Raw genomic sequence first — 22402 nt, 5'->3', positions numbered from 1 at the left:
CTTGCTATGTATAGAGTGAGTCATTGAGGGCGGTGAACATGGTCACGATTTCAACGCGCTCTGTTTTTCATTTTGTGGAATCGGCGGCATCACTGCATCCATCAGCTCCAAATGCCCTTTGATCACACCTTTCAAAGCAATGAATTGCTGGCTTAATGCTTTTAACTCTGTAGTTAAGCCCTGCAAAATCATCACTTCTAGAATTTTTTGCTCATCTAACTGAATATGCAGTGAACTGACCACTTGTTCTAAAAACTGTTGCTGCAAGTCCAGCAATTGGACTCTAAGTGGCGTGACACTGGCGTCATAGAGCAAGGTAAATGTCCCCACCATTACGGCGTTACGTTGCTCCTGATCCGCAATTAAATGTTTATTGATCATGTCGACAATCGCTTGAGAACGGCTTTCATAGTGCTGATCAACAATTTTCTGATCCAATGCATCGACAGTTAATTCAGGCACAGTGATGCTGATCCGTGCCAATTTATGTTTCGGCACGTGCTTATCCTTTTTTTGGTGGGTCTTGCTTGATATAAATGCCCGCTCTAGCACTTAAGATGGCAACCACGAGCTGTTTAAATACAGTGAAGAATGCATTTAAGTCATCTTTAAATTGTTTAGACATTTGCTGCTCCTTTCGGTATTACCAAAAAAGGTTTTTGTAATACCTAGAACTAAGCAGAATACATGCCAATTTTTTTGATTAGACTGACAGCAACAGCGCATCAAAAAGTTTATTTTTTGTGCAAAATGTATTTATATTTTTAAAATTGATACATCAAAGTGCATTTCGGGCTATTCAGCTTTAGTTTTCATCCGTCAAAGGTCCAATGTTTACATCCCTATAGGCAAAACACCTTTTGGAAGTGAAATCTTATGTCCTCGCAAGTTTTAGTTTTCTCTCACTTATAAGCAAAAAAAATCGCCAGATGGCGATTTTTTCTTTTATTGATAAACTTTTTGGAACTCACCCAAAATTGGAGCTGAGACGCCATCTTTATACACATATCGAGAGATAATACCTCTATCCGTATAAATATCCATCTTGATCGAATCCGTTCCCTTTAACTTACTCATCAAATTTACAGGCGCTAAAATATAATTGGTCGAACGGTTGGCACCTAACACATGATCATGCTCAGTTGGCCCTGTGACAGCAAAAGTTTGAAAGTCTTTCTCATTTGTAAACTCAACTTTATGAATCTCATATTTATTGTAAGTACTGCTCAAATGAATTTTTAACTTAAGCAGCTCTTTGTTCGATTCATTCCAGCTCACAGTGACCACTGGACAAAGCTCATTCTGCGCACAAATGAGTAAACCTGTGGTCCCCACATTTTGACGACTTGGGTCTGTAGAGGTGGTCGCACAACCTGAAAGCAACATCGCCCCCAAACTCATGAGTAGCCATTTTTTTGGCGATACGTTCGTTATCATTATATTTACTCCCAGAAACTTAAAAGGCTTTGAAATTCTAAAATGAAGCTTTGATTTTTCCCAGTCCCTATTTTTGACGAATCTGCACCTAAATCAAGCTTTTTCGTTCATTCAGTTTATAAATTTTAAAATTTATATCTCTTTATACAAATATGAAAGAAAAGAACCCCACTGAAAAGCTCGCTACTAACCAAGCACATGTATTCTTTCTAATATGCAATCTAGGCAAGCACTACCGCGCTTATACCTGTATATCAAACGAACGACTAAAAACTTTTCAAATTATATGCAAATGAATACTCAACTTTGCAAGCCTATCAAAACAGATGACAGAACATGACGAAGGGAATCGACATCCTTTATACTGGTGCTAAAAGCTCACCAAATACATAGCCGCCGATGAAATTCTTTAGTTGCGCATCCTGTCAAAACCAAGTCTTTTTTGCCAACTCACAATGTGTGAGCTGCCAAACTACACTCGGTTATATTGCATCAGAAAAAGATATGGGGAGCTTTGAACAGCATAACCCTGTTCTTTGGTTAGCGCTAAATGAAAAATACCAGACGAAGCGCTATAAGCCTTGTTATAACTATCAGCATCATCAAGTCTGTAATTGGGTTATTCCCGCAGAGAGCAACGACATCTACTGTGAGTCTTGTGTACTCACATATACCATTCCTACTCTCGATAACCCAGATCATATCGTCTATTGGTCACGGCTCGAACATGCTAAACGGCGTTTTCTGTATTTAATGCAACGCCTGAATATTATGCCAAGGCCCAAATATAACGACGACGATCGCTACGGACTCCGTTTTAATTTTCTCATGCCTGAAGTAGGGCACCCTGTGCTGACAGGACATGCTAATGGCGTCATTACACTCAATGCCAGTGAAGCAGATGTCATCTATAGGGAAACGACCCGTATTAAAATGGGTGAAAACTACCGTACGCTTTTGGGGCATTTCCGTCATGAAAGTGGGCATTATTATTTTGACCTCATTAAATCGCTACATCCTGAGCTGGTCGACGAGTTCCGTCAGTATTTTGGAGATGAGCGTCAAGATTATAACGAAGCACTACAACGCCACTATGAAGATGGCGCACCGCAAAACTGGGACAAGTTTTATGTCAGCTCTTATGCCAGCACACATCCTTGGGAAGACTGGGCAGAAACCTGGGCACACTATTTACACATGATGGACACATTGGAAACCGCTTACTATGCAGGATTAATTGTGCGCAATAATCGAAAAGATACCCATGACTTAAGCTTTTATGAAAATCCAATCGGCGCTCAAGATTTTGATGTACTCCTCAAACAATGGATGACACTAACTTTTAATTTAAATGCGTTAAATCGCAGTATGGGTTTAGAAGATGCTTATCCTTTTACGCTCTCAGGACCAGTCCTCGATAAATTACGATTTATACATAAACATGTTTTGGGCAAAGCCTTTGCTCGCCAAATTGCTTGAGCTGAATATAAGCGTTCTTAAGTTATGTCTAGGGACACAAAAGATTGGACCGAATTTGGATGTAACTCGTTAGAAATTATCTTAAAATGAAAGACATCTTTAGCCTATATAGATAACGTCCGTGCTAAAAACTATGCTTTTAACGAGACATCATACTTTCACGCGACCAATCATTTTAGGGCTAACGATTGTTTTACTGCCGGCCTGCCAGTTGGTCAAAGTTAAAGAAAATAACATCCATCAAGCTATTCGTAGCAAGTCTGAAAATATCTTAACCCATGACCAATTGAGTGCGGAAACCACCAGCTTACTCAAATTACTCAGCCTGACGCCACAGCAATGCAGCGCTGAATTTGAAACATGCTTGAAGCGCTTAAACACACAAACAGATATTGCTGCAGATGAACGCTATGCCGCTTTAAGTGAACTGTATTTGGCTCAAGCTTTAGAGCTCTCAAAACAACACAACTGTACCCACGCACAGCCACACAGTGAAAACAATCACTGCTTAGAACAGAGCCTTGAGGCCTTCGACCAGAGTTTACGTTATAGCTATGTGTATTTATTTAAAATGCAAGAAAGCCCAAGTACCCGGGTTTTTGATCAAAGACAAATGCATGTCCGCACTTTTTACAATGTCGCATTGTCACGTTTAATTACCATGGCATACCGTACACAACCTTTTCATCAAGTTCCCGCACAACTCAACGTTCAACAACGTCAATATATTGTAAATTTAGAACACTATCCTGAACTGAAAAGTAAAACCATTGACCGAGTTCAATCCAGTTATAATTTAAACTTCTCGGGTTTTTATCAAGTCAACCGTCAAGATGGTCTGGGCGCAGAGTTCGTGGTTGTGACTAAAGCGGATCCTATTCATAAAAATGATTTTATCCTTGACCCGATATCGTTTTATCAAAATCAAACCAATCCCAATATCCATCCTGCACGCTATTTGTCCGTAACCGCAGCGGCACAGCCATTAAACCCTGAAAGCAGCATTGAAGATGTGCTTAATGGCAAAGCCATTTTTGAGATTGAGCTATTTAATCCTTATACGCAAAAGTATGTAGACATAACATCAACAAAAATACATTCTCACGGCGAATTATTCTGTGCCTTTTGCTTATTGGCTGGCAGAAAATAAACTGGGCTCTACAGGCTACTTAACCTTGCTCGATAAAACTGAGCACTTGCGTATGCCACATGTCTATATACTTGAACCCTACCAACCGAATAAAAAAGTGATTGTACTTATTCATGGTCTCGCCAGCAGCCCTGAAATTTGGGTCAATCTGACCAATAACATTTTGGGGGATAAAGTTTTACGAGAAAACTTTCAGGTATGGCAGGTGTTTTATTCAACCAATATGCCAATTGTTGAAAGCCGCTATCAGATTCATGCACTACTTAAACAAGCCTTTGCACAAGTTCAACCCAACTCTCGCTCAGCCAGTGACGCCGTGCTGATTGGACATATTATGGGCGGCGTCATTAGTCGCTTACTGATTAGTGAGCACGATATTTCTGAGCAAGTGATTCCACTGTTAAACTATGAGCAATACACCCGATTACAACAATACCCCGTAATCAAAGAACGTTTTCAATTTCATCCCGATTTACCCATTGGACGTGCAATTTTTATTGCCGCGCCTCACCGTGGCAGTGAACTGTCTGACCGCTGGTATATGGAAATGGTGAAATTGCCGATCACTTTCTTTAACCAAGTGGATATACAGCTCAATGGTAGCTCTAGCACCAAAGGCATGGTGCAATCTGGCCCTGACGACTTAAGTCCAAAGTCACGCTTTATGGCTTTGACCAGTAACATGATGCCTATATCCACAGTTCCTTATCATTCTATTATTGGTAATCACCGTCAGACCAATGACATACATGACATAAGCGATGGTATTGTGCCCTATTCCAGTTCACATTTAGAACAGGCTGTCTCTGAAAAAATCATTAAAGGCAATCACTCTGTGCATGAGGAGGCAGAAACATTATTAGAATTACGGCGTATTTTGAGGTTACACCTTGAGCAAACTCGGGCTCAATGATCAACAGTACTAAAAATGTTCTACTACTTGGCGATTTTTATCCGAATACTCTAACTCAGCTAAATGAGCATCGAAAACTTGAAAAGCAGCGGTTGTAAAATCTCAGGTACGGAAAGGTTTTGATATACTTGCTTTATCTAAAAAATACATGCATTTATCTGCTCGGAAACATTATGCACATTAAAAATCAAGTTGTACTGGTCACAGGTGGCGCACGCGGTTTAGGTCTTGCGATTACACACGCCTTAATCAATGAAGGTGCTCGTGTAGTCATGAACTATTTGAACAGCCAAGCAGCAGCGCAAACCTTAGCTCAGCAGTATCCCGAACAGGTTTTTATCTACCAAGCTGATGTTACAGACAATGCTCAAGTCAAAAGTATGTTTGATGCAAGCTTTCAGCATTTTGGACAGCATATCAACGCCGTGATTAATAATGCGCTCATTCAATTCGAGTTTAATGGTGAGGCCCGCCAAAAAGTTCATGAGCTCCGCTGGGAAACTATGCAACAACAATTTGAGGGTGCAGTTGTGGATGGTGGTTTAGTCAAAGGCTAATGAGCTTTAATCCCTAAACTCTGAATAAGAATGATTAAACAATCCATTTTAAAAATTCTCGAAGCTTCATCGACTTGAAGCTTTGTTTTAGGTTCAAGTCTTCTTCAGAATCTGCCCACCCAACCAAGGAACACAGTACGATGCTTTCTTTCCCCATTCGGCACCGACTGGCTGGTTTTTACTTTTTTTATTATTCCATTGTAGGCACCTTCATGCCGTTTTGGAGCCTGTATCTCGAAGATCAAGGCTTTAACTACAGTGAAATCGGTATCCTTTCCTCAATTGCGATCATTACCCGTTTTTTTGCTCCTTTTATTTGGGGCTGGATTGCAGATAAATCAGGGAAACGGATGCTCTTGGTCAGAGTTGCAACGTGGATGGAAGCCTGTATTTGGTTCATGATTTTTATCATTCCAAACTCCTTTCAGGCGATCGCCCTGCTCATGCTGATCTTTAGCTTCTTCCAAAATGCCATTCTGGCTCAGTTTGAAGGTGTTACTCTATTTTGGCTCGCGGAACAGCGCAGTGCTTTGTATGGAAAAGTTCGAAAGTGGGGCTCTGTCGGTTTTATTGTCGGGGTTTTTGGTATCGGTGCCTTATTAGAAGTTTTACCCATCTCTATGCTGCCAGTTTTATTGCTGTGTATTTCATTTTTAGCCTTTATTTGGTCATTTAGCATAAAAGAACCGACCACTGCACCCCATTCACAAGGGCAGCTTGAGCCATTGTTACCTATCTTAAAAAAACCCGTTGTAGCGGCATTTTTCGGTATCGAGTTTATTTTGCTTTTTTCTCATGCGCCCTTTTATAGTTTTTATAGTAACTTCTTAAAACAAGCTGGTTACTCAACCACAGAAATTGGTTTTTTGTGGGCTGTCGGTGTCATGGCCGAAATTATTATGTTTGCCATTGCTCACGTTTTTTTCAAACGTTTTTCATGGCGACTCATGGTGTCTATTTGTCTGATCCTCACGGCGCTACGCTGGTTTATGGTCGGTTCTTTTCCACAAATCTTTGCCATCCAGTTCTTCGCACAAACCATTCATGCCTTTAGCTTTGGTTTATTTCATCTCATCGCCATGCGTATCATTTTCCAAAACTTTAGTTTAGGACAACAAGGACGCGGTCAAGCCTTATATAGCACCATGTGGGGACTGGGTGTAGCGTCTGGAAGTATTCTTGCAGGATATTATTGGCACAGCCTGTCAGGCGAATATATTTTTATTCTGGCAGGCTGTGCTGTGCTACTGGGCTTGGGTTTTGTTCGGTACTTACCCAAAGAAGTTCAAGCTTAAAAAGTTCTCTTCTGATCTGTCCGCATAAATTGCAGCAGTTTCATTAATCAGCTTTCTAAACTTTGATTTCACTGTATTTATGAAACCATGGCTGGGCCTGTTCAAGCTGACTAGCCAACTGTAAGAGCCGATCTTCACGGGCAAAAGGCGCAATGAACTGTGAACCAAGCGGAAGATTATCAGCATTCCAATACAAAGGTACAGACATCGCAGGTAAACCTGTGATGTTGGCTAGCTGAGTAAAAGGCACCCAACGCAAATTATCTTTCACAATTTTATCGACCAGTTTTCCTTGTGCCAACAGATGTGCTTTGCCGACTTTTAATAAACTTTTTAAAATTGGTTTTTGCCATGATGGGGTAGAAATTTGCCCATTTTTGGGTGCGACTGAAGCTGTAGCAGGAGTCAGATAAAGATCATAATGATCAAAGAATTGGTTCATTTGGGTGACATACACCCCCCAATTATTCAGATTATGAATATATTCTAACGCAGTCGTTTTCGCACCAAAAGCAGCCAAAGCTAAAGAATCCAGCTCAAAATCTCCTGCTGTGGTCGGAACCTGTTGCTTAATCTGCTCTAACATATAAGAAAATTGACTAAACCACGTCGTGATAAAGTCTCTGGCCAAAGACATACCATCTATCTCAGGTTGTGCTTCGACCACTGTATGCCCTAAAGACTCCAACAAACGTGCGGTATGATGTACAGCATCAATTGCATCTTTAGACACTGTGGTTCCGATAGGCGACTGAGTACTAAATGCAATTTTAAGTTTTTTTACAGGCTGCTGTAGACAGGCCAAATAGCTTTGGCTGGGTAGTTCAATTTTAAACAATGAACTATGCTCTGCACCCTGCGTTGCATCTAACATGGCTGCACTGTCTCTTACACTTTTACTCAATACATGCTGTATCGCAGCGCCATGCATTGCTTCACTCATATCTGGGCCCCACGGCGTACGTCCACGACTTGGTTTTAAACCAAATAAACCGCAATACGATGCAGGAATTCGAATCGACCCGCCGCCGTCGCCCGCACCCGCAATCGGGACAATTCCTGCGGCCACCGCAGAAGCGGAACCACCCGATGAACCACCACTGTTATGTTTTAAATTCCAAGGATTATGACAGGCTCCCCAAGCATCTGATTCCGTAATGCCTTTGATACCAAACTCAGGGGTATTGGTACGCCCAAAAGTTAAAATGCCTGTGTTTTCCCAACGGTTTACAATTTCTGCATTATGTTCTGCAATATGGCCCGTACGTTTAAATGCTTGGCATCCATAAGATGTTGGATAACCTGCATATTCTTGAAATAAATCCTTTACTAAAAATGGCACCCCAGCAAATGGGCCAGACAATGCATTTTGCGCTCTGTTCTTGGCATAATCATGCATAGGAATAATAATCGCATTTAAAGCAGGATTGGTTTGTTGGCTACGCTCAATTGCAATTTGTAATAATTCAGCGGGATGGATTTGTTTTTGTGCAACCAACTCAGCTAAACCCAGCCCATCATAACGAAGGTATTCAGAAAAATTCATTTTTATCCAAGTATCTATAGTTTTTATTGTTTTATACTTTTACTAAATTTTAACCTATGAGGCAAGTTGTACTTGATTGCGTCCTAAAGTTTTGGCTTGATATAACGCCCGATCAGCACGATTTAACAAGCTCTGTAGACTATTTTGCGTTGGTAAAATTTGATGCACCACACCAAGACTCACCGTCATACTCAAAACAGCATGTGCAACTTGGGTTTTTGAAGTAGCGACAGCACGGCAGATACGTTCTGCAATGATTTGTGATTCAATTTCAGTGGTATTATTTAGCACCACCACAAATTCTTCACCGCCCATACGTGCAAATAAATCCTGCTCACGTAAATTACTTTTTACCGTCGTGGCAAAGCTTTGTAGCAATACATCACCAATATAGTGACCATATTGATCGTTCATTTTCTTAAAGTGATCAATATCCAGCACAATGATACTCAGCGATTTAACCAAATTTTCCTTCAATAAGTTTTCAGTTTGAGTGAAGAAAAAACGGCGATTTCCCACATGAGTTAAGGGATCATGGTTGGCCAGATAGAGCACTTCTTTATACAGATCATGACGATTACGACTCACAATACATAAAAGCAAAGGTGCAATCATCAACATGCACAGCCCTATACGCACAGAAATAGAAGTGGCCAAGAAGTTGTCTGCTGTACGTGAAATATAATAAGTCGTTAAACTATGATACGTCACAAAACAAACCAAACTGTTAATGATACTCACATAAAATAAGTTATAACTCAACGCCGCCCAAATCAGCCCTGCTAAAGGGAAAAGTAAGGCACCAGGACCAAAGAACAGATGAGTACATGCCACAGAAATTAAAACTGAGAGTAAGGGTAAAACATCGACAAACTGGGTTTCCCACTGTCTACGGTTATTCCAAAGATACTTTAATTTCTTCGCTGCAGGAAAGGTCAACATGAGGGGTAAAAGTGAAATACAATTGAGAACTTCCCCTGTCCACCAAATATAAAACTCAGCCCAAAGGTCTTGCGTGCTCATAAAGGTGTATGGCATATACGGAACGACCGCAACGGCAAATATCGCGCTGGAAAAACACCCAAGAAAAACACAAACCAAGAAAAGATAAAGAAAATTTAAACCTTTGTTATATGCACGATAGTCAATTTGTAAATAATGGATAAAAAATAACGAAACGCCTACTGTCATAAAATTGGCGATCGTTAAAGCCAACGTCAGCTCAAGATGATTCCCTGTGACTAAGTCTGCCGACATATAACCAATAAATGCGCCCAACCACCGACATTTCTGAGTGGCTTAAACCGTAAAAATAAGCCGATCAGTACGGCATTAGCTGGCCAAAAATAAGCGAAATATGCAATCGGTCGAGTGAATATCCCAAGCAAACAGCAGACAAAAATCAAACATGCTCGGCCATGCTGTTTAAAATTCAACGATACTTCTGTGAGCTTAACTGCGTACAAAATATTCCCTCATTTTTACATGAGTTATGATTAAACATCATGTTTTCTACTGTCCATTTGCTTGCAAACGATGCATTGATGAAAATCATCACAGATTGACAATATTTACTAAATAAACTCTATCGATTGTTCGTTATGGTTTCAATATGATTTTTTGATTTATATCCTGAATCTAAATATTTACGATTAAATGCCGATATCACTCTAATCCATAAAAAAAGCCTCCACATTGGGAGGCTTTTTGATCTTTGGACTTATTTCGCTTCAGACGCTGCCGCTGGTGCTGATGCACCTGCTTCTTCAGACTCTAAAGGTGCAGCATCAATCATCTCTGGACTAACTTCAATATTGGTCACTGGTGTTTCAGTTGCTGAACTTTCCACTGGCGTTTGTTCAGTCTCTTGTTTTTTGTCACTACACGCAGCAAGCGACAGCATCGTTGCAGAAGCTAAAACCACCAAAGCCATTTTCATGTTAATCATTATTCACCTTCACATTAGTCATCAATTGCTTGAAACAATACTACTTATTTTTGCCCAAGTTTAAAGTATTCGTTTGTGAGCAATCTTTTGAAATTAAGGCAGAATTATAGCATCATTGCACAAAAATGATAAAACAAGCTCGAAGCAAGCTTGTTTTTATCTATCTAAGAATGCACTCGAATTAAACAGGATACGCTGTCGCGACTTCCTGACTAATCATTGCCGCAGTTGCCGCAGATAGCGTCCAACCTAAGTGCCCATGTCCCGTATTAAAGAACACACGTTCTAACTTTCCACGGCGAACTACAGGCATCATATTCGGCATCATCGGGCGAAGACCTGCCCAAGGGACCGCATGCTCTGTCGAAACTTTAAAGTTGCGGTTGGTCCAGTCTACAAGAGGTTGTATCCGATCTGCACGGATATCACGGTTATAGCCATTAAACTCAGCAGTACCCGCAACACGGAAACGATCTTTACCTAAACGTGAAGTTACAATCTTCGCGCTTTCATCCAGCAAACTCACCCACGGCGCATTTTGCTGACTCTCTTCATCATTCAACATCACGGTAATCGAATATCCCTTTACAGGATAAACATTGACGCGTTCTTGGACCAATTCAGCCAATTGATAACTACCTACCCCTGCACAAACCACAACAGCATCGGCAGCGAGCATTTCAACTTCATCTGGCGCAAGTTCTACATTTTCTGAACTGGGTTGTAACTTTACTTCAACACCTGAGCTTAAATGCTGAATATCTGTCACATCCATACCAAAAAGATACTTCACACCTAATTTTTTGGTGACTTCCGCCAAACCTGTGGTGTACTTATGAATATCACCCGTCGCATCGCCTTCACAATAGAATCCAGCATAATAGTCGCCGGTCAGTGTCGGCTCAATTTGCTTAATTTCTTCGTTGGACACGCCAGAACGTTCAAGTCCACCTTTATTGAGTAAATCATTAACTCGAATGGCAACGTCATAATCTTGTTTATTATGATAAAAATGTAAAATGCCACGTTTTTCCAAATTGAAATCGATTGACTCTTTATCCGCAATTTCGAACAAGCGCTGACGAGCTAATAAAGCCAAACGTACTGTTTCGTGGGTATTGGCCTCATAATGTTTAATATTGCCCAGAAATTCCATTAGCCATGCATATTTATGCACACTAAACGCAGGATTGAGTAATAAAGGAGCAGTTTTTTGAGACATCCATTTCATGCCTTTCAGCACTGTCGATTTTTGGTTCCAAACTTCCGCATTACATGCAGACAGTTGTCCACCATTTGCAAAAGAAGTTTCCATGGCTGGAAATAAATGACGATCAACAACGGTCACTTGATAACCCAATTGACTTAATTCATATGCAGTAGTTACGCCTGTAATTCCAGCACCAATGACAACGACATGACACATAGACACCTCCTTTTTATTGTTTGATGTCAACCCCATCTGTCATGTGTACCTGAGAGCTTCGACCTAAAACATCCCATGATATTTTAAACCATCCCCTTCGGTGAGTGATTGAACACTTCTCTCCAGAGTTTTTTCATTATTACAGTCCTTTTGCCTGAGAGTTTCCGGGGTCGTTGCTCCTTCGGCGAATGCAGAACATTTCTCTCCTGCAATAATGCTTATTATTCTATGAGCAATTTATATACCATGTAATCATCCGGTTGGAAACTGCTCTTAAAGTATTATCTTTCGTTTATTTTTATAGAGCACAACCTCAGCTTAGGGCAAGCGTTGCACTATACTGATCAAAATTGCGCTGTTACTGCTTTAAAATAGGACATATCTATCGCGCACATCTGAGCTATGCTGAGGTCATCTAAACATTTTTAATAGTGATGATTTATACATCTTAAGATGCTTCATTCTGTTTCTCTCCTGTATTAAAAGAATGAATGAGTTGTTCTGCATCTTGATAAATTTCTTGCCAATGCGGTAGTAACTCACTATGAAATTTTATAGTGATATAACTCGTATTAAACCCATAATTGGGCTGATGTGTATTAAATTCACAACTTGTTGCCCCATCCTTAAAATAAAGACACTTAATGGTTAGGCTTACCCCTTTACCTTTACGCTCCTGCCAATACACCTTTTTTCCAACACCATCATCACTTTTTACCTCTATTTCGTAGAGTCCCAAATCTGAATTAAATGTTTTTGTTTCATCTATCCATACTTCACTTACCTCTTCTCCACCAGAAGACATTCCTTTTCTTAAGTATAGTTTTAAAAGCAAAAACTCATTAAAAAAATCTTTACTTCCCTGCTCCTCTTTCCAAACTGAGCGTTGGTTTAGTGCGATTGTGATATCATTTTTAAACTCAGACCCTAGTCTAAAGCCTTCTCTAGATGCTGTCATTTCAGGCCATTTCACTTTCAAATCAATACTTTGAATTTGATCATCACAACCTTTGGCCTCGTGTTCTTCTTTTATATTTTTCCCCCAATAATTCACACCTTGATAAGTCACTCTGCCATAATGTAAATACTGCTTATCAATGAGCATGTGCCGATCACCAAATTTTCCACAAGCATATAAGTGCGCTTTGACTTTTTCAGGGTCATGCATCCTGTCATAGCCGTATATCAACAATGAAATAACCAAAACTGTGAGTAATGATAAAAATATAATGGTGCCTCGTCTGGCTGTGCTTATTTTTTTATTCATGCGCCCCTTCTTTTTTCTTTTAAAAATGAACTCTCTAAATTTTCTTACTCAGTAAGACCAAATGAAGATTCATCAACATTTAGCCTACATTGGCATCTAATAAGATTAGCTCTCATACGCAAATAAAAAGTCAGACCGAAGTCTGACTTTAATATGTACTCTCTTAAATATAAAGAGAATTTTCTAGTATTCAATCGGTGCAAATGGTGCAACGACATCTGCATTTTGAGCACGATGACGCAGAAAGTGATCCATTAAAACAATCGCAAGCATTGCTTCTGCAATCGGAGCCGCACGCACACCCACACAAGGGTCATGACGACCTTTAGTTAATACGTCAGTATCTTCACGATTAATATTGATCGTTTTACCCGGTGTGGTAATAGATGCTGTTGGTTTAAGCGCAATTGCAACACGAATAGTTTGACCACTCGAAATACCGCCCAAGATACCCCCTGCATGGTTCGCAAGGAAGCCATCAGTGGTTAACTCATCACGGCTTTCATGTCCAAACTGACCTGCAACGGCAAAACCATCACCAATTTCAACCCCTTTGACCGCATTAATAGACATCATGGCATGGGCAATGTCAGCATCTAGACGGTCAAAAACAGGCTCACCCCAACCTACTGGCACTTTTTCAGCCAAAATTTCAAGCTTTGCACCGCAACTGGTACCTTGTTCACGCAATGAAGTCACAAGGGCTTCAAAGCGTGGTACGGCATCGACATCGCCACAGAAGAATGGATTATTAGGTACTTCATTCCAATCCAATTTTTCCGCAATTTCAGTCCCAATTTGGGTCACATGACCGCGAATTAAAATACCAAACTTTTCAGCCAAGTATTTTTTCGCAATTGCACCCGCAGCCACACGCATAGCCGTTTCACGCGCACTTGAACGACCACCGCCACGATAATCGCGAAAACCGTACTTTTGTGTATAAGTATAGTCTGCATGTCCCGGACGGAAGCTTTGTGCAATGTTACCGTAGTCTTTCGATTTTTGGTCGGTATTACGAATGAGTAAACCAATTGAAGTTCCAGTCGTTTTACCTTCAAACACACCTGAAATGATTTCAACTTCATCAGGTTCTTTGCGCTGTGTCGCAAATTTAGATGTGCCTGGCTTACGACGGTCTAAATCTTTTTGTAAATCGTCTGCTGTAAGCTCGAGGCCCGGTGGAACACCATCCACAATCGCCATTAAGCCTACACCATGAGATTCACCACAAGTCGTTACACGGAAGAGTTGCCCTATACTATTACCTGCCATGTCTAACGACTCCTTTTATGCTTGAACAGATTGAATGAATAAATCACGGAATTGACGGCATTGAGCCGCAGTCAATGCAAAGATTCCTGTACCGCCTTTTTGGAACTGTAACCAGTAAAAATCAACGGTATTAAAGTTTTGGCGCATTGCCCATTCAGAATTACCCACTTCAATCACGATGAGACCATCTTCAGTTAAGTAATCTGGCGCTTGAGCTAACATTTTACGAACCAAATCTAAGCCATCCTGACCTGCCGCCAGTGCCAATTCTGGCTCATGATGGAATTCTTCAGGTAAATCTGCCATGTCTTCAGCATCCACATAAGGGGGATTCGACACGATAAGATCGTATTGATTTTCAGCAGGAATTTTGGAGAACAAGTCAGACTCAAGTAAAGCCACTTGATACTGTTTGTCGTGGTGTTCTGAGTTAATTTGAGCTACTTCTAAAGCTTCTTTAGAAATATCTGTTGCATCTACTTCGGCATCTGGGTACGCATAAGCCAAAGCAATTGCGATACAACCTGAGCCCGTACACATATCTAAAATACGTTGTGGCGTTTTTGGATTCGGGTTTTCTGGCAAGTTATTGACTGCTTCACCCATTTGGCCATTTTCACCTAAGCAATAAGGTGCAAAACGGTTTTGAATCAATTCTGCAATCGGAGAACGTGGAATCAGTACACGTTCATCGACATAATATGGCTTGCCATCAAAATATGCCAAATTAAGCAAATATGAAGTCGGTACTTTTTCATTAATACGACGTTCTAATAAGCTTAAAACTTCTGCCTTTTCGCTTGGCAGTAACTTCGACTCTAAGATTTCAGCATCTGCATTCCAATCTAAAGATAAAGTTTGTAAAACCAAAGCTGAACTTTCAGCAAAATAGTCTTCTGTACCTTGACCTAAATGTGCATCGTATTGACGTAATGCTGTCACTCCAAAACGGATAAAATCACGAATTGTGCTTAAGTTTTCAGCGGCTTCCTGTATATGTTCAGGGCTAATAGTCGGGCGATCCACTAAAGGCGTCTCCAAGGTCATAATAAAAACGCCTTATGATACCCTGTTTTTCTATGATTTATAATGTTTTGATGCACAGCAAACACATTTTCATACGCTTTGCTCTTATTTGCTGATACGGCCTGTACGTGCTTCGTACATATCTGCACGGGTTTGTGTCATTTGCATCAGACACGAAATACGCTGTAATTCAGTCTTTTCATTTTTCACGATAGGTTTGTTATTACAAATCTGATCACGCTGCACTAGCCATTGCTGATGAGACTGTTTAACCAATCCTTGCTCTTCTACAGGAGCCTTCGCTAAATACGGCTTAAATACTTTCTTTAAGCGTTTCTTTTGTGCTTTATATTCTTTACTCATGCATGCATCAATTTCACTCAACACATTGCCAGTTTGCTTCATGCATGCTTCATATTTTTTAGTTGGGCCCATTGCATAGGCTGAACCACTGAATAACCCCACAACAAGCAACGTACTGAATATCTGTTTCAATTCCTTTCCCCAAAGCAAATTTTCTTCATTCATTTTTTAATCTAGTCATTCACAACATCTACGTGCTGCAGCGCTTTAATATAACATCCTATTTTGTATGAACATACTAGCCCTCTATAAAATTTCCACCACACAGCTTTTTACATGAACTCACAGGCTTTGCATTGAAACCTGATCAAACAGCCTTATTATAAAGTGAGTTCTTCTGCCAATATTCTCCAAACTTATGAGTTATAAACACAACAACTTAATGGCGATGCGTGAACGCTATTGGAATGACACCGAAAACAATCATGTCGACACTGAAAAAGCTTTTTTTCAGCAGCTGTTACAGCAGCAAGGGATCTATGAATGTGCAACCATTGAAGATGCTCGATACTTCTTTTTTAGCCTACCGAGCATCATCATTGTTAAAGGTTATGCACATGGATTTATGCACCAACCGGTACAAGAAATGATCCTCCAACACATACAAATGCATAAAGATGAATTGATTCAGAAAAATATGCTTAAAGTAAAATTTCGCATGTAACAATCCCGATTAGGCTTTATTTAGATGGTTGCTTAACACTTATGGCCTTTTTTAACTCGAGATTCAGCAAGTTGAACTTTTTTAATACGTGAATACACGATATTATCCGTTACAATCTAAAATGCTGCCCTTGCTGATGAAAGGATTTTACTGAATTATGTCAGATCACAACGATAAGCTTAAACAACTGAAAACCTCCTCTATGGATCGTCGTTTATCGATTGCCAAAGCTTCGTTGCTTGCTGGAACACGTTGGGCTGCGTCTAATGCGACAACTATGTTTTCTAGCGAAGAAGAAAAAGAAAAGAAACGCAAAAAAGCAATGAAAGAACAGGCCGATTATCTTGTTTCTGAAATAGGCAAACTTAAAGGTTCTATCGTCAAAATTGGCCAAATGATGGCGCTTTATGGTGAACACTTTCTACCTGAAGAAATCACGCAAGCCTTAAATACGTTAAATAATCAAACGGTCGCTTTAGCGTGGCCTGCGATTAAACAGCAACTACACAGCCAATTGGGTTCTAAGCTAGATGATTTGACCATCGATCATGAGCCACTGGGCACTGCATCACTGGCACAAGTCCACCGTGCAACGCGTAAGTCTGATGGTTTAGAGATGGTATTGAAAATTCAATATCCAGGCGTTGCTGAAGCCATTGACTCAGACATGAGTCTATTCAAAAACATGCTTAAACTGACACGAATGGTTCCGCAAACACGCGAGTTCGACCAATGGTTCGATGAAGTTCGTGAGATGATGCACCGTGAAGTGAATTATAAAATTGAGGCTGCAACCACACGCCGCTTTGCTGCTCGCTTAAAAGAAGACCCTCGCTACATCGTGCCACAAATTATAGATGGCTACTGCACAGACCAAGTATTGTGTATGACATTTGAACGTGGCGTGCCGATTAACAGCCCTGTCATGCTGTCTCTGCCGCAAGAACGTCGCAACAAACTTGGCGAAGCATCACTTGAAATTGCGGTACGCGAGATTTTTGAATGGGGTGAAATGCAGACCGACCCGAACTTTGGTAATTACCTCGTTCGCTTAGGCAATGGCAATGACATCTTGGACAAAATCGTTCTGCTTGATTTCGGCGCAATACGACAGTTTGATGAACATTTACTTGGCGTTGCACGTAAGCTCATTCATGCTGGGTTTAATCATAGTAGTGAAGAAATGGTTCAAGCAATGACAGGCTATGAGTTTTTCGACTCTATCCCTCAAAGCATTAAACCGGATATGGCTAAAGTTTTCTTACTTGCAACTGAAGCATTCAGCAGTCCAAGCAACAACCCAGACTTACCTGCTGGTGTTATGGATGAACACTTTGCTTATGACTGGAAAGCAAGCCAGCTTCATAGCCGTGTAATGCAACAAGCTTCTAAGTCGATGGCTTCTCGCTATTTCAGTGTGCCACCGAAAGAATTTATGTTTATCAGCCGTAAATTCATCGGTGCTTATACCTTTATGACTGTGATTGAAGCGAAAACCAATATTCGTGCAATGGTGAAAAAGTTTATCTAAAGGCTCATTGACCAAAATGACGCGATGTCATTTTGGTCAATTGATCAATAAATTTAATTTCTAACGATTCAACAAAAATATTTAAAAACAAAAGATTAGAGAAATTTAAAGCATACAACCTACCGTTTATCTTTGACAATACATCATGTCAGCGATGACATAGTTATTCGTGTGCCGCTATGTCAGCATACAACCACAGAATAATTCTGCTGGATGAAAATAATGACAAATATGGTAAATAAGGCGCAGGGATTTGGCTTATCACTGATCACAAAAATGGCAAGTAGCGACGTACTTGACCAATTAAAACTTAGAAAATTTGTGGAGAAATCGCTATATCAAGGCTCAAAAGCGGGCTATAAGACTTTATCAAAAACACAAAAAGCCTTTAAAGCCAATAAGGATCTGCATAAACAGCGACTCAATAATCAAGAAAAATCATTGTTTGATCTGAGCTATTCTGAAGATCAGCAAATGACCATCGACACCATGTCTCAGTTTGCCGCTGATATACTTTACCCATTAGCTGCAAGTGCCGATCAAAATGAAACTTTTCCAACAGAACTTTGGCAATATATCGAAGAGCTAGGTCTGAACTTTTATGCTTTGCCTGAGGCACACGGTGGTGTCGCTGCTGAGAAAAATATTCTGAGTAATGTGCTTATTGCGGAGCATTTGGCCAAAGGTGATTTTAGTTTAGCCGCTGGTATGCTCTCTACCTTTAGTGTGATTAATGCCGTTACACAATGGGGTTCTGAGCAAGTACAAGCTTTATATTTAAACAGTTTTGCGCAAGACAGTAGCATTCGCGCTAGCTTTGCAATTCAAGAAGCTACGCCTGCTTTTAATCCTTACCAGTTAAAAACCAAAGCCATTTCACGTGCTGGCCAGTATTTTATTCAAGGTGAAAAGACACTTGTACTATTGGCTGAAAGTGCAGATATTTTCCTTGTCAGTGCCGAACTTAATGGCCAAGCTGAAGTTTTTATTCTCAGACGGGATGAAAGTATTCAGTTTAAAAAATCTCCCGCTATGGGGCTCAAAGCAACCGAAACAGCAACTTTAATTTTTAATCAAACCCCTGCTTTACGCTTAGGTGATGAAGATTTCAACTACACGGCATTTTTAGACCTCGGCAATTTAATGTGGTGTGCAATGGCGGTCGGCACATGTGAAGCGGTCAAAAAATATTGTATTGAATATGCCAATGAACGTACCGCCTTTGGTGAACCAATTTCTCACCGTCAAAGTGTTGCTTTTATGATTGCCGATATGGCCATCGAAATTGATGCCATGCGTATGCTCATTCTAAATGCCGCAAGTCTAGCTGAATCTGGGCAGACATTTCACCGTGAAGCCTATTTAGCACGTTTACTTTGTGCCGAAAAAGCCATGAAAATTGGCACCGATGGTGTACAGATTTTAGGTGGGCACGGATTCACCAAAGAACATCCTGTTGAGCGTTGGTATCGTGATTTACGTGCAACAGCGATTGTTCACTCTGGTCTACATGCATAATAAAAAGGAAAACTGGCATGAATTTACAAAACCCTAAAAAATTTAAATTACTGATTGATCAAGCCCACCAAGTGGCCATCAATGTACTTCGTCCTATCTCTAGAAAATACGATAAAGCTGAACACAGCTACCCTAAAGAACTGGATATGCTGGCATCTTTAGTCGATGGTATGAATGAGGGTGGTGAAGGTATGAATGCGGGGGCTGCTGTCGGCAAGCGAGGTACAAATGAACAAGGCAATAAAAATGGAGTGAATCTCTCTACCGCTTTAAGTGTAATTGAAATGTGTTATGGAGATACCGCTTTACTTCTATCAATGCCCCGCCAAGGGCTTGGAAACTCAGCAATTGCAGCTGTTGCCAATGAAGAGCAGTTAGAGCGTTTCAAAAACACATGGGCAGCCATGGCAATCACTGAACCAAACTGTGGTTCGGACTCTGCCGCTATTCGCACCACAGCAGTCAAAGATGGTGAAGATTACATCTTAAACGGTGAAAAGATTTTCGTGACTTCAGGAGAGCGTGCTGACGCTATCGTCGTTTGGGCAACGCTGGATAAAAAATTAGGCCGTTCAGCGATCAAATCTTTTGTAATTCCTAAAGGAACTGCTGGCATGACAGTGGAACGTTTAGAACATAAGCTAGGAATCAAAGCCTCTGATACCGCAGTTATTCGTTTAATCGACTGCCGAGTGCCAGCTAATAACCTACTGGGAAATGCGGAAATTAATATTGCTAAAGGCTTTGCTGGCGTGATGGAAACTTTTGATAATACTCGTCCGCTCGTTGCAGCGATGGCTATAGGCTGTGCCAAGGCCTCACTAGAACGCATTAAAGAGATCTTCAGCGATTGTTTGGATCCTCAATATATAACCCCATACTTACAAACGACTCATATTGCAAGCCAAATTTATCGTATGGAAGCCGAATGGGAAGCGGCTCGTTTACTGATCTTAAAAGCCGCATGGATGGCAGATAACAAGAAACCGAACTCAAAAGAAGCTTCCATCTCCAAAGCTAAAGCTGGTCGAATTTGTAATGAAATTACCCTTAAGTGCGTCGAACTTGCTTCAACTGTCGGCTACAACGAAGATGAGCTTTTGGAAAAATGGGCAAGAGATTCTAAAATTCTAGATATTTTTGAAGGAACGCAACAAATTCAGCAACTCATTATCGCACGCCGTGAATTAGGAAAGTCATCGAGCGAATTGAAATAATATAAAACGTCCCATTCGGATATGTTGAAGCTATGGTTTCTCTAAATAAAGAATTATGGCTTCACATTGAAAGTACTATGAAATAAGAAATCACTAGACTCAAATTCATGCTATCTAACAACGCCTAAACTTATTTATTGCGCTTCAAAAAAACGTATCACAATCATGTGAGTTTAAATTTATTTAACATGCTTAATAATACATAAATGCTTTTAATTATATATGCACCCTCACTCTATTTTTTTTAATAGTATTAATAATTATCATCATAAAAAAATAGCCGATGCTGTTTTCTGTTGCGTGTAAATCACTCTTTTTTGAAATTTAAAAGTTTTTTATCAGCGTCAGTCATGTCTTTACATTAGGTCTTACATCTTCCTAATTTCCACCCTAATATTTGGAGAATAGCCAGTCTTACAAATTTAGATGCCTAGAAGCTACTTAGGCTATTTATTATAAGCAAGAGGAATTTCTTTGACTGGTCCATACGATCAGGTATGGTAAATTTAAATACTCTGTATTTATGTGACAAAACTGTCTTTGCAAGTGGTTCTACTCACCGCATAAAAATATAGACTTTTGATTAATCACATCTATTTCGCTTAAATAAAGTACGGATTTAACAAAACCATAAAATAGTACCTTCTGTCTCAACTTGACTGTAATTGCACAGCTCAATATGATCTTCTCAGACATTATACCAATGGATATACAGTTTGCTGAATTATCAACGATACTTGCCAACATCTCATATTAAAGCTAAATCTGTTTTAATTTTAACAATAACTTTAATATTTACTGGTTGTGCATCACTAGGTGGCGGTTCGGTTGAAAAGCGTTCAGCAAAATTAGCCAATGGCATTCAAAAGGCATACGCTGTTGAGCCCAATACAGCACTACGTATTGCACCCATGATTGTACAAAGTGCCGATCGCTATAATGTCGATCCATTACTAGTTGCAGCCGTCATAAGACAAGAGTCTAGCTATAGAAATTATGCTGTTTCCCCTGCTGGTGCTATTGGACTTACTCAAGTTATTCCACGCTATTGGCAACAAACCTGCCCTGGCGATTTATTTGAAGAGATTAATAATATTAATTGTGGCACCTATATTCTCGCTAACTATAACCAAAAAGCAGAAAGTTGGCCCAAAGCTTTGGCTTATTATAATGTCGGTCCAACAGGCTACCATTCCAGCTGGAAGATGAAGCGTCAAGGTAAGAAATATGCCAAACAGGTTAAAGCACATCAAGAAAACTTAAAAGATGCTCTATAACCTCTTTTAAATAAGACATAAAAACCAGAAAATGCTGGCTTTTTACCATTTATGCCCTTATAGATAAGCTATTTCACTCGTTCTCTATCTCTTTTTTTATTATCTAACATTATTCAACCTTCCTTGCATAAAAAAATCCCCCTATCTCATTTGAGTTAGGGGGATTTAGAATTAATGAGCTGGCGATGACTTACTCTCACATGGATAACTCCACACTACCATCAGCGCTAAGAGGTTTCACTTCTGAGTTCGGGAAGGGATCAGGTGGTTCACTCTTGCTATTGTCGCCAGCACAACTGTTTATGACTATTCGTTTGGTCTTATTTACACAGCGTGTATGCCTAACTTTCATCAAATGAGTTATTAACAGAATATCTGAGTTAATTTAATTTGCACATTGTACTTAGCTTTATAACTAAATCAAGTTGTTTGCAGTGATTTGAACCACAACACCAACTGTTTGGGTGTTGTATAGTCAAGCCTCACGAGCAATTAGTATTGGTCAGCTTCACA

The 22402-nt window shown here is 40.1% G+C and carries 20 protein-coding genes, 1 rRNA gene, 1 pseudogene and 1 riboswitch; of the genes and pseudogenes, 10 read left to right on the top strand and 12 right to left on the bottom strand.

Annotation, left to right across the window (positions count from 1 at the left end):
• Positions 1-42: 42 nt before the first annotated feature.
• The 3 genes from ACF8FD_RS11770 to ACF8FD_RS11760 form a co-directional block, all read right to left on the bottom strand.
• Entirely contained in the window at positions 43-498 is a 456-nt protein-coding gene (locus ACF8FD_RS11770; protein ID WP_010326746.1) for a CopG family ribbon-helix-helix protein, read from the bottom strand.
• A gap of 4 nt (positions 499-502) precedes the next feature.
• Positions 503-625 carry a hypothetical protein gene (locus ACF8FD_RS11765; RefSeq protein ID WP_268843198.1) on the bottom strand — a complete coding sequence of 41 codons (123 nt, stop codon included), beginning with the start codon at positions 623-625 and terminating at the stop codon, positions 503-505.
• Between the two features lie 320 nt (positions 626-945).
• Positions 946-1437, bottom strand: a complete 492-nt coding sequence (locus ACF8FD_RS11760) for a hypothetical protein (RefSeq protein WP_029575028.1) — start codon at positions 1435-1437, stop codon at positions 946-948.
• A gap of 399 nt (positions 1438-1836) precedes the next feature.
• Between ACF8FD_RS11760 and ACF8FD_RS11755 the strand changes: the two genes are divergently transcribed.
• The 5 genes and pseudogenes from ACF8FD_RS11755 (at position 1837) to ACF8FD_RS11735 (ending at position 6831) form a co-directional block, all read left to right on the top strand.
• On the top strand, positions 1837-2916 hold the full coding sequence (locus ACF8FD_RS11755) for a putative zinc-binding metallopeptidase (protein ID WP_234304965.1): 1080 nt from the start codon (positions 1837-1839) through the stop codon (positions 2914-2916).
• Positions 2917-3049: 133 nt separating this feature from the next.
• Complete coding sequence (locus ACF8FD_RS11750) at positions 3050-4066, top strand: hypothetical protein (protein ID WP_234304966.1); 1017 nt, start codon at positions 3050-3052, stop codon at positions 4064-4066.
• The gene (locus ACF8FD_RS11745; protein WP_392453410.1) at positions 4035-4979 is read left to right on the top strand and encodes an esterase/lipase family protein; all 945 of its coding nucleotides are present in this window, start codon (positions 4035-4037) and stop codon (positions 4977-4979) included. Before ACF8FD_RS11750 ends, ACF8FD_RS11745 begins: the two co-directional genes overlap by 32 nt.
• 173 nt (positions 4980-5152) lie before the next feature.
• Positions 5153-5509, top strand: a pseudogene (locus ACF8FD_RS11740) (SDR family NAD(P)-dependent oxidoreductase); the annotation flags it as partial.
• Positions 5510-5676: 167 nt separating this feature from the next.
• Entirely contained in the window at positions 5677-6831 is a 1155-nt protein-coding gene (locus ACF8FD_RS11735; RefSeq protein ID WP_234304968.1) for an MFS transporter, read from the top strand.
• 55 nt (positions 6832-6886) lie between these two features.
• Here the strand turns inward: ACF8FD_RS11735 and ACF8FD_RS11730 are convergent, their stop codons facing one another.
• From ACF8FD_RS11730 to ACF8FD_RS11695, 8 genes are all read right to left on the bottom strand, one after another.
• A complete protein-coding gene (locus ACF8FD_RS11730; RefSeq protein ID WP_234304969.1) occupies positions 6887-8377 on the bottom strand; it encodes an amidase in 1491 nt (496 codons plus the stop codon).
• 54 nt (positions 8378-8431) lie between these two features.
• Positions 8432-9655, bottom strand: a complete 1224-nt coding sequence (locus ACF8FD_RS11725; protein WP_234304970.1) for a diguanylate cyclase — start codon at positions 9653-9655, stop codon at positions 8432-8434.
• Positions 9656-10097: 442 nt separating this feature from the next.
• Positions 10098-10325, bottom strand: a complete 228-nt coding sequence (locus ACF8FD_RS11720; RefSeq protein WP_058869647.1) for a hypothetical protein — start codon at positions 10323-10325, stop codon at positions 10098-10100.
• Positions 10326-10506: 181 nt separating this feature from the next.
• A complete protein-coding gene (locus ACF8FD_RS11715; protein ID WP_234304971.1) occupies positions 10507-11751 on the bottom strand; it encodes a D-amino acid dehydrogenase in 1245 nt (414 codons plus the stop codon).
• A 132-nt stretch (positions 11752-11883) separates the two neighbouring features.
• Positions 11884-11970: riboswitch (glycine riboswitch) on the bottom strand.
• 229 nt (positions 11971-12199) lie between these two features.
• Positions 12200-13018 carry a hypothetical protein gene (locus ACF8FD_RS11710; RefSeq protein WP_234304972.1) on the bottom strand — a complete coding sequence of 273 codons (819 nt, stop codon included), beginning with the start codon at positions 13016-13018 and terminating at the stop codon, positions 12200-12202.
• A gap of 183 nt (positions 13019-13201) precedes the next feature.
• The gene (gene aroC, locus ACF8FD_RS11705; protein WP_125273806.1) at positions 13202-14293 is read right to left on the bottom strand and encodes a chorismate synthase; all 1092 of its coding nucleotides are present in this window, start codon (positions 14291-14293) and stop codon (positions 13202-13204) included.
• 15 nt (positions 14294-14308) lie between these two features.
• Entirely contained in the window at positions 14309-15319 is a 1011-nt protein-coding gene (gene prmB / locus ACF8FD_RS11700) for a 50S ribosomal protein L3 N(5)-glutamine methyltransferase (protein WP_026056415.1), read from the bottom strand.
• Between the two features lie 105 nt (positions 15320-15424).
• Positions 15425-15847, bottom strand: a complete 423-nt coding sequence (locus ACF8FD_RS11695; RefSeq protein ID WP_279679097.1) for a DUF1311 domain-containing protein — start codon at positions 15845-15847, stop codon at positions 15425-15427.
• Between the two features lie 193 nt (positions 15848-16040).
• Here ACF8FD_RS11695 and ACF8FD_RS11690 point away from each other — a divergent pair, with 193 nt between their 5' ends.
• From ACF8FD_RS11690 to ACF8FD_RS11670, 5 genes are all read left to right on the top strand, one after another.
• Positions 16041-16346, top strand: coding sequence for a hypothetical protein (locus tag ACF8FD_RS11690; protein ID WP_234304974.1), 306 nt, complete (start codon positions 16041-16043; stop codon positions 16344-16346).
• A gap of 157 nt (positions 16347-16503) precedes the next feature.
• On the top strand, positions 16504-17877 hold the full coding sequence (locus ACF8FD_RS11685) for an AarF/ABC1/UbiB kinase family protein (protein ID WP_205666685.1): 1374 nt from the start codon (positions 16504-16506) through the stop codon (positions 17875-17877).
• A 231-nt stretch (positions 17878-18108) separates the two neighbouring features.
• Positions 18109-19395 (top strand): acyl-CoA dehydrogenase family protein, encoded by a 1287-nt coding sequence (locus ACF8FD_RS11680; RefSeq protein ID WP_171428566.1) that lies wholly within the window; start codon positions 18109-18111, stop codon positions 19393-19395.
• Positions 19396-19412: 17 nt separating this feature from the next.
• Entirely contained in the window at positions 19413-20612 is a 1200-nt protein-coding gene (locus tag ACF8FD_RS11675) for an acyl-CoA dehydrogenase family protein (protein WP_058869654.1), read from the top strand.
• Positions 20613-21328: 716 nt separating this feature from the next.
• The gene (locus ACF8FD_RS11670; protein WP_005399395.1) at positions 21329-21889 is read left to right on the top strand and encodes a lytic transglycosylase domain-containing protein; all 561 of its coding nucleotides are present in this window, start codon (positions 21329-21331) and stop codon (positions 21887-21889) included.
• Positions 21890-22066: 177 nt separating this feature from the next.
• Here the strand turns inward: ACF8FD_RS11670 and rrf are convergent.
• Positions 22067-22181 (bottom strand): 5S ribosomal RNA (gene rrf, locus ACF8FD_RS11665).
• Positions 22182-22402: the final 221 nt, after the last annotated feature.

The sequence above is a fragment of the Acinetobacter sp. TYF_19 genome (assembly GCF_043105125.1).
GTDB classification, from domain to species: domain Bacteria; phylum Pseudomonadota; class Gammaproteobacteria; order Pseudomonadales; family Moraxellaceae; genus Acinetobacter; species Acinetobacter johnsonii.
The sequence above is the reverse complement of the archived record's forward strand: the minus strand, read 5'-3'. Positions and strand labels throughout refer to the sequence as shown.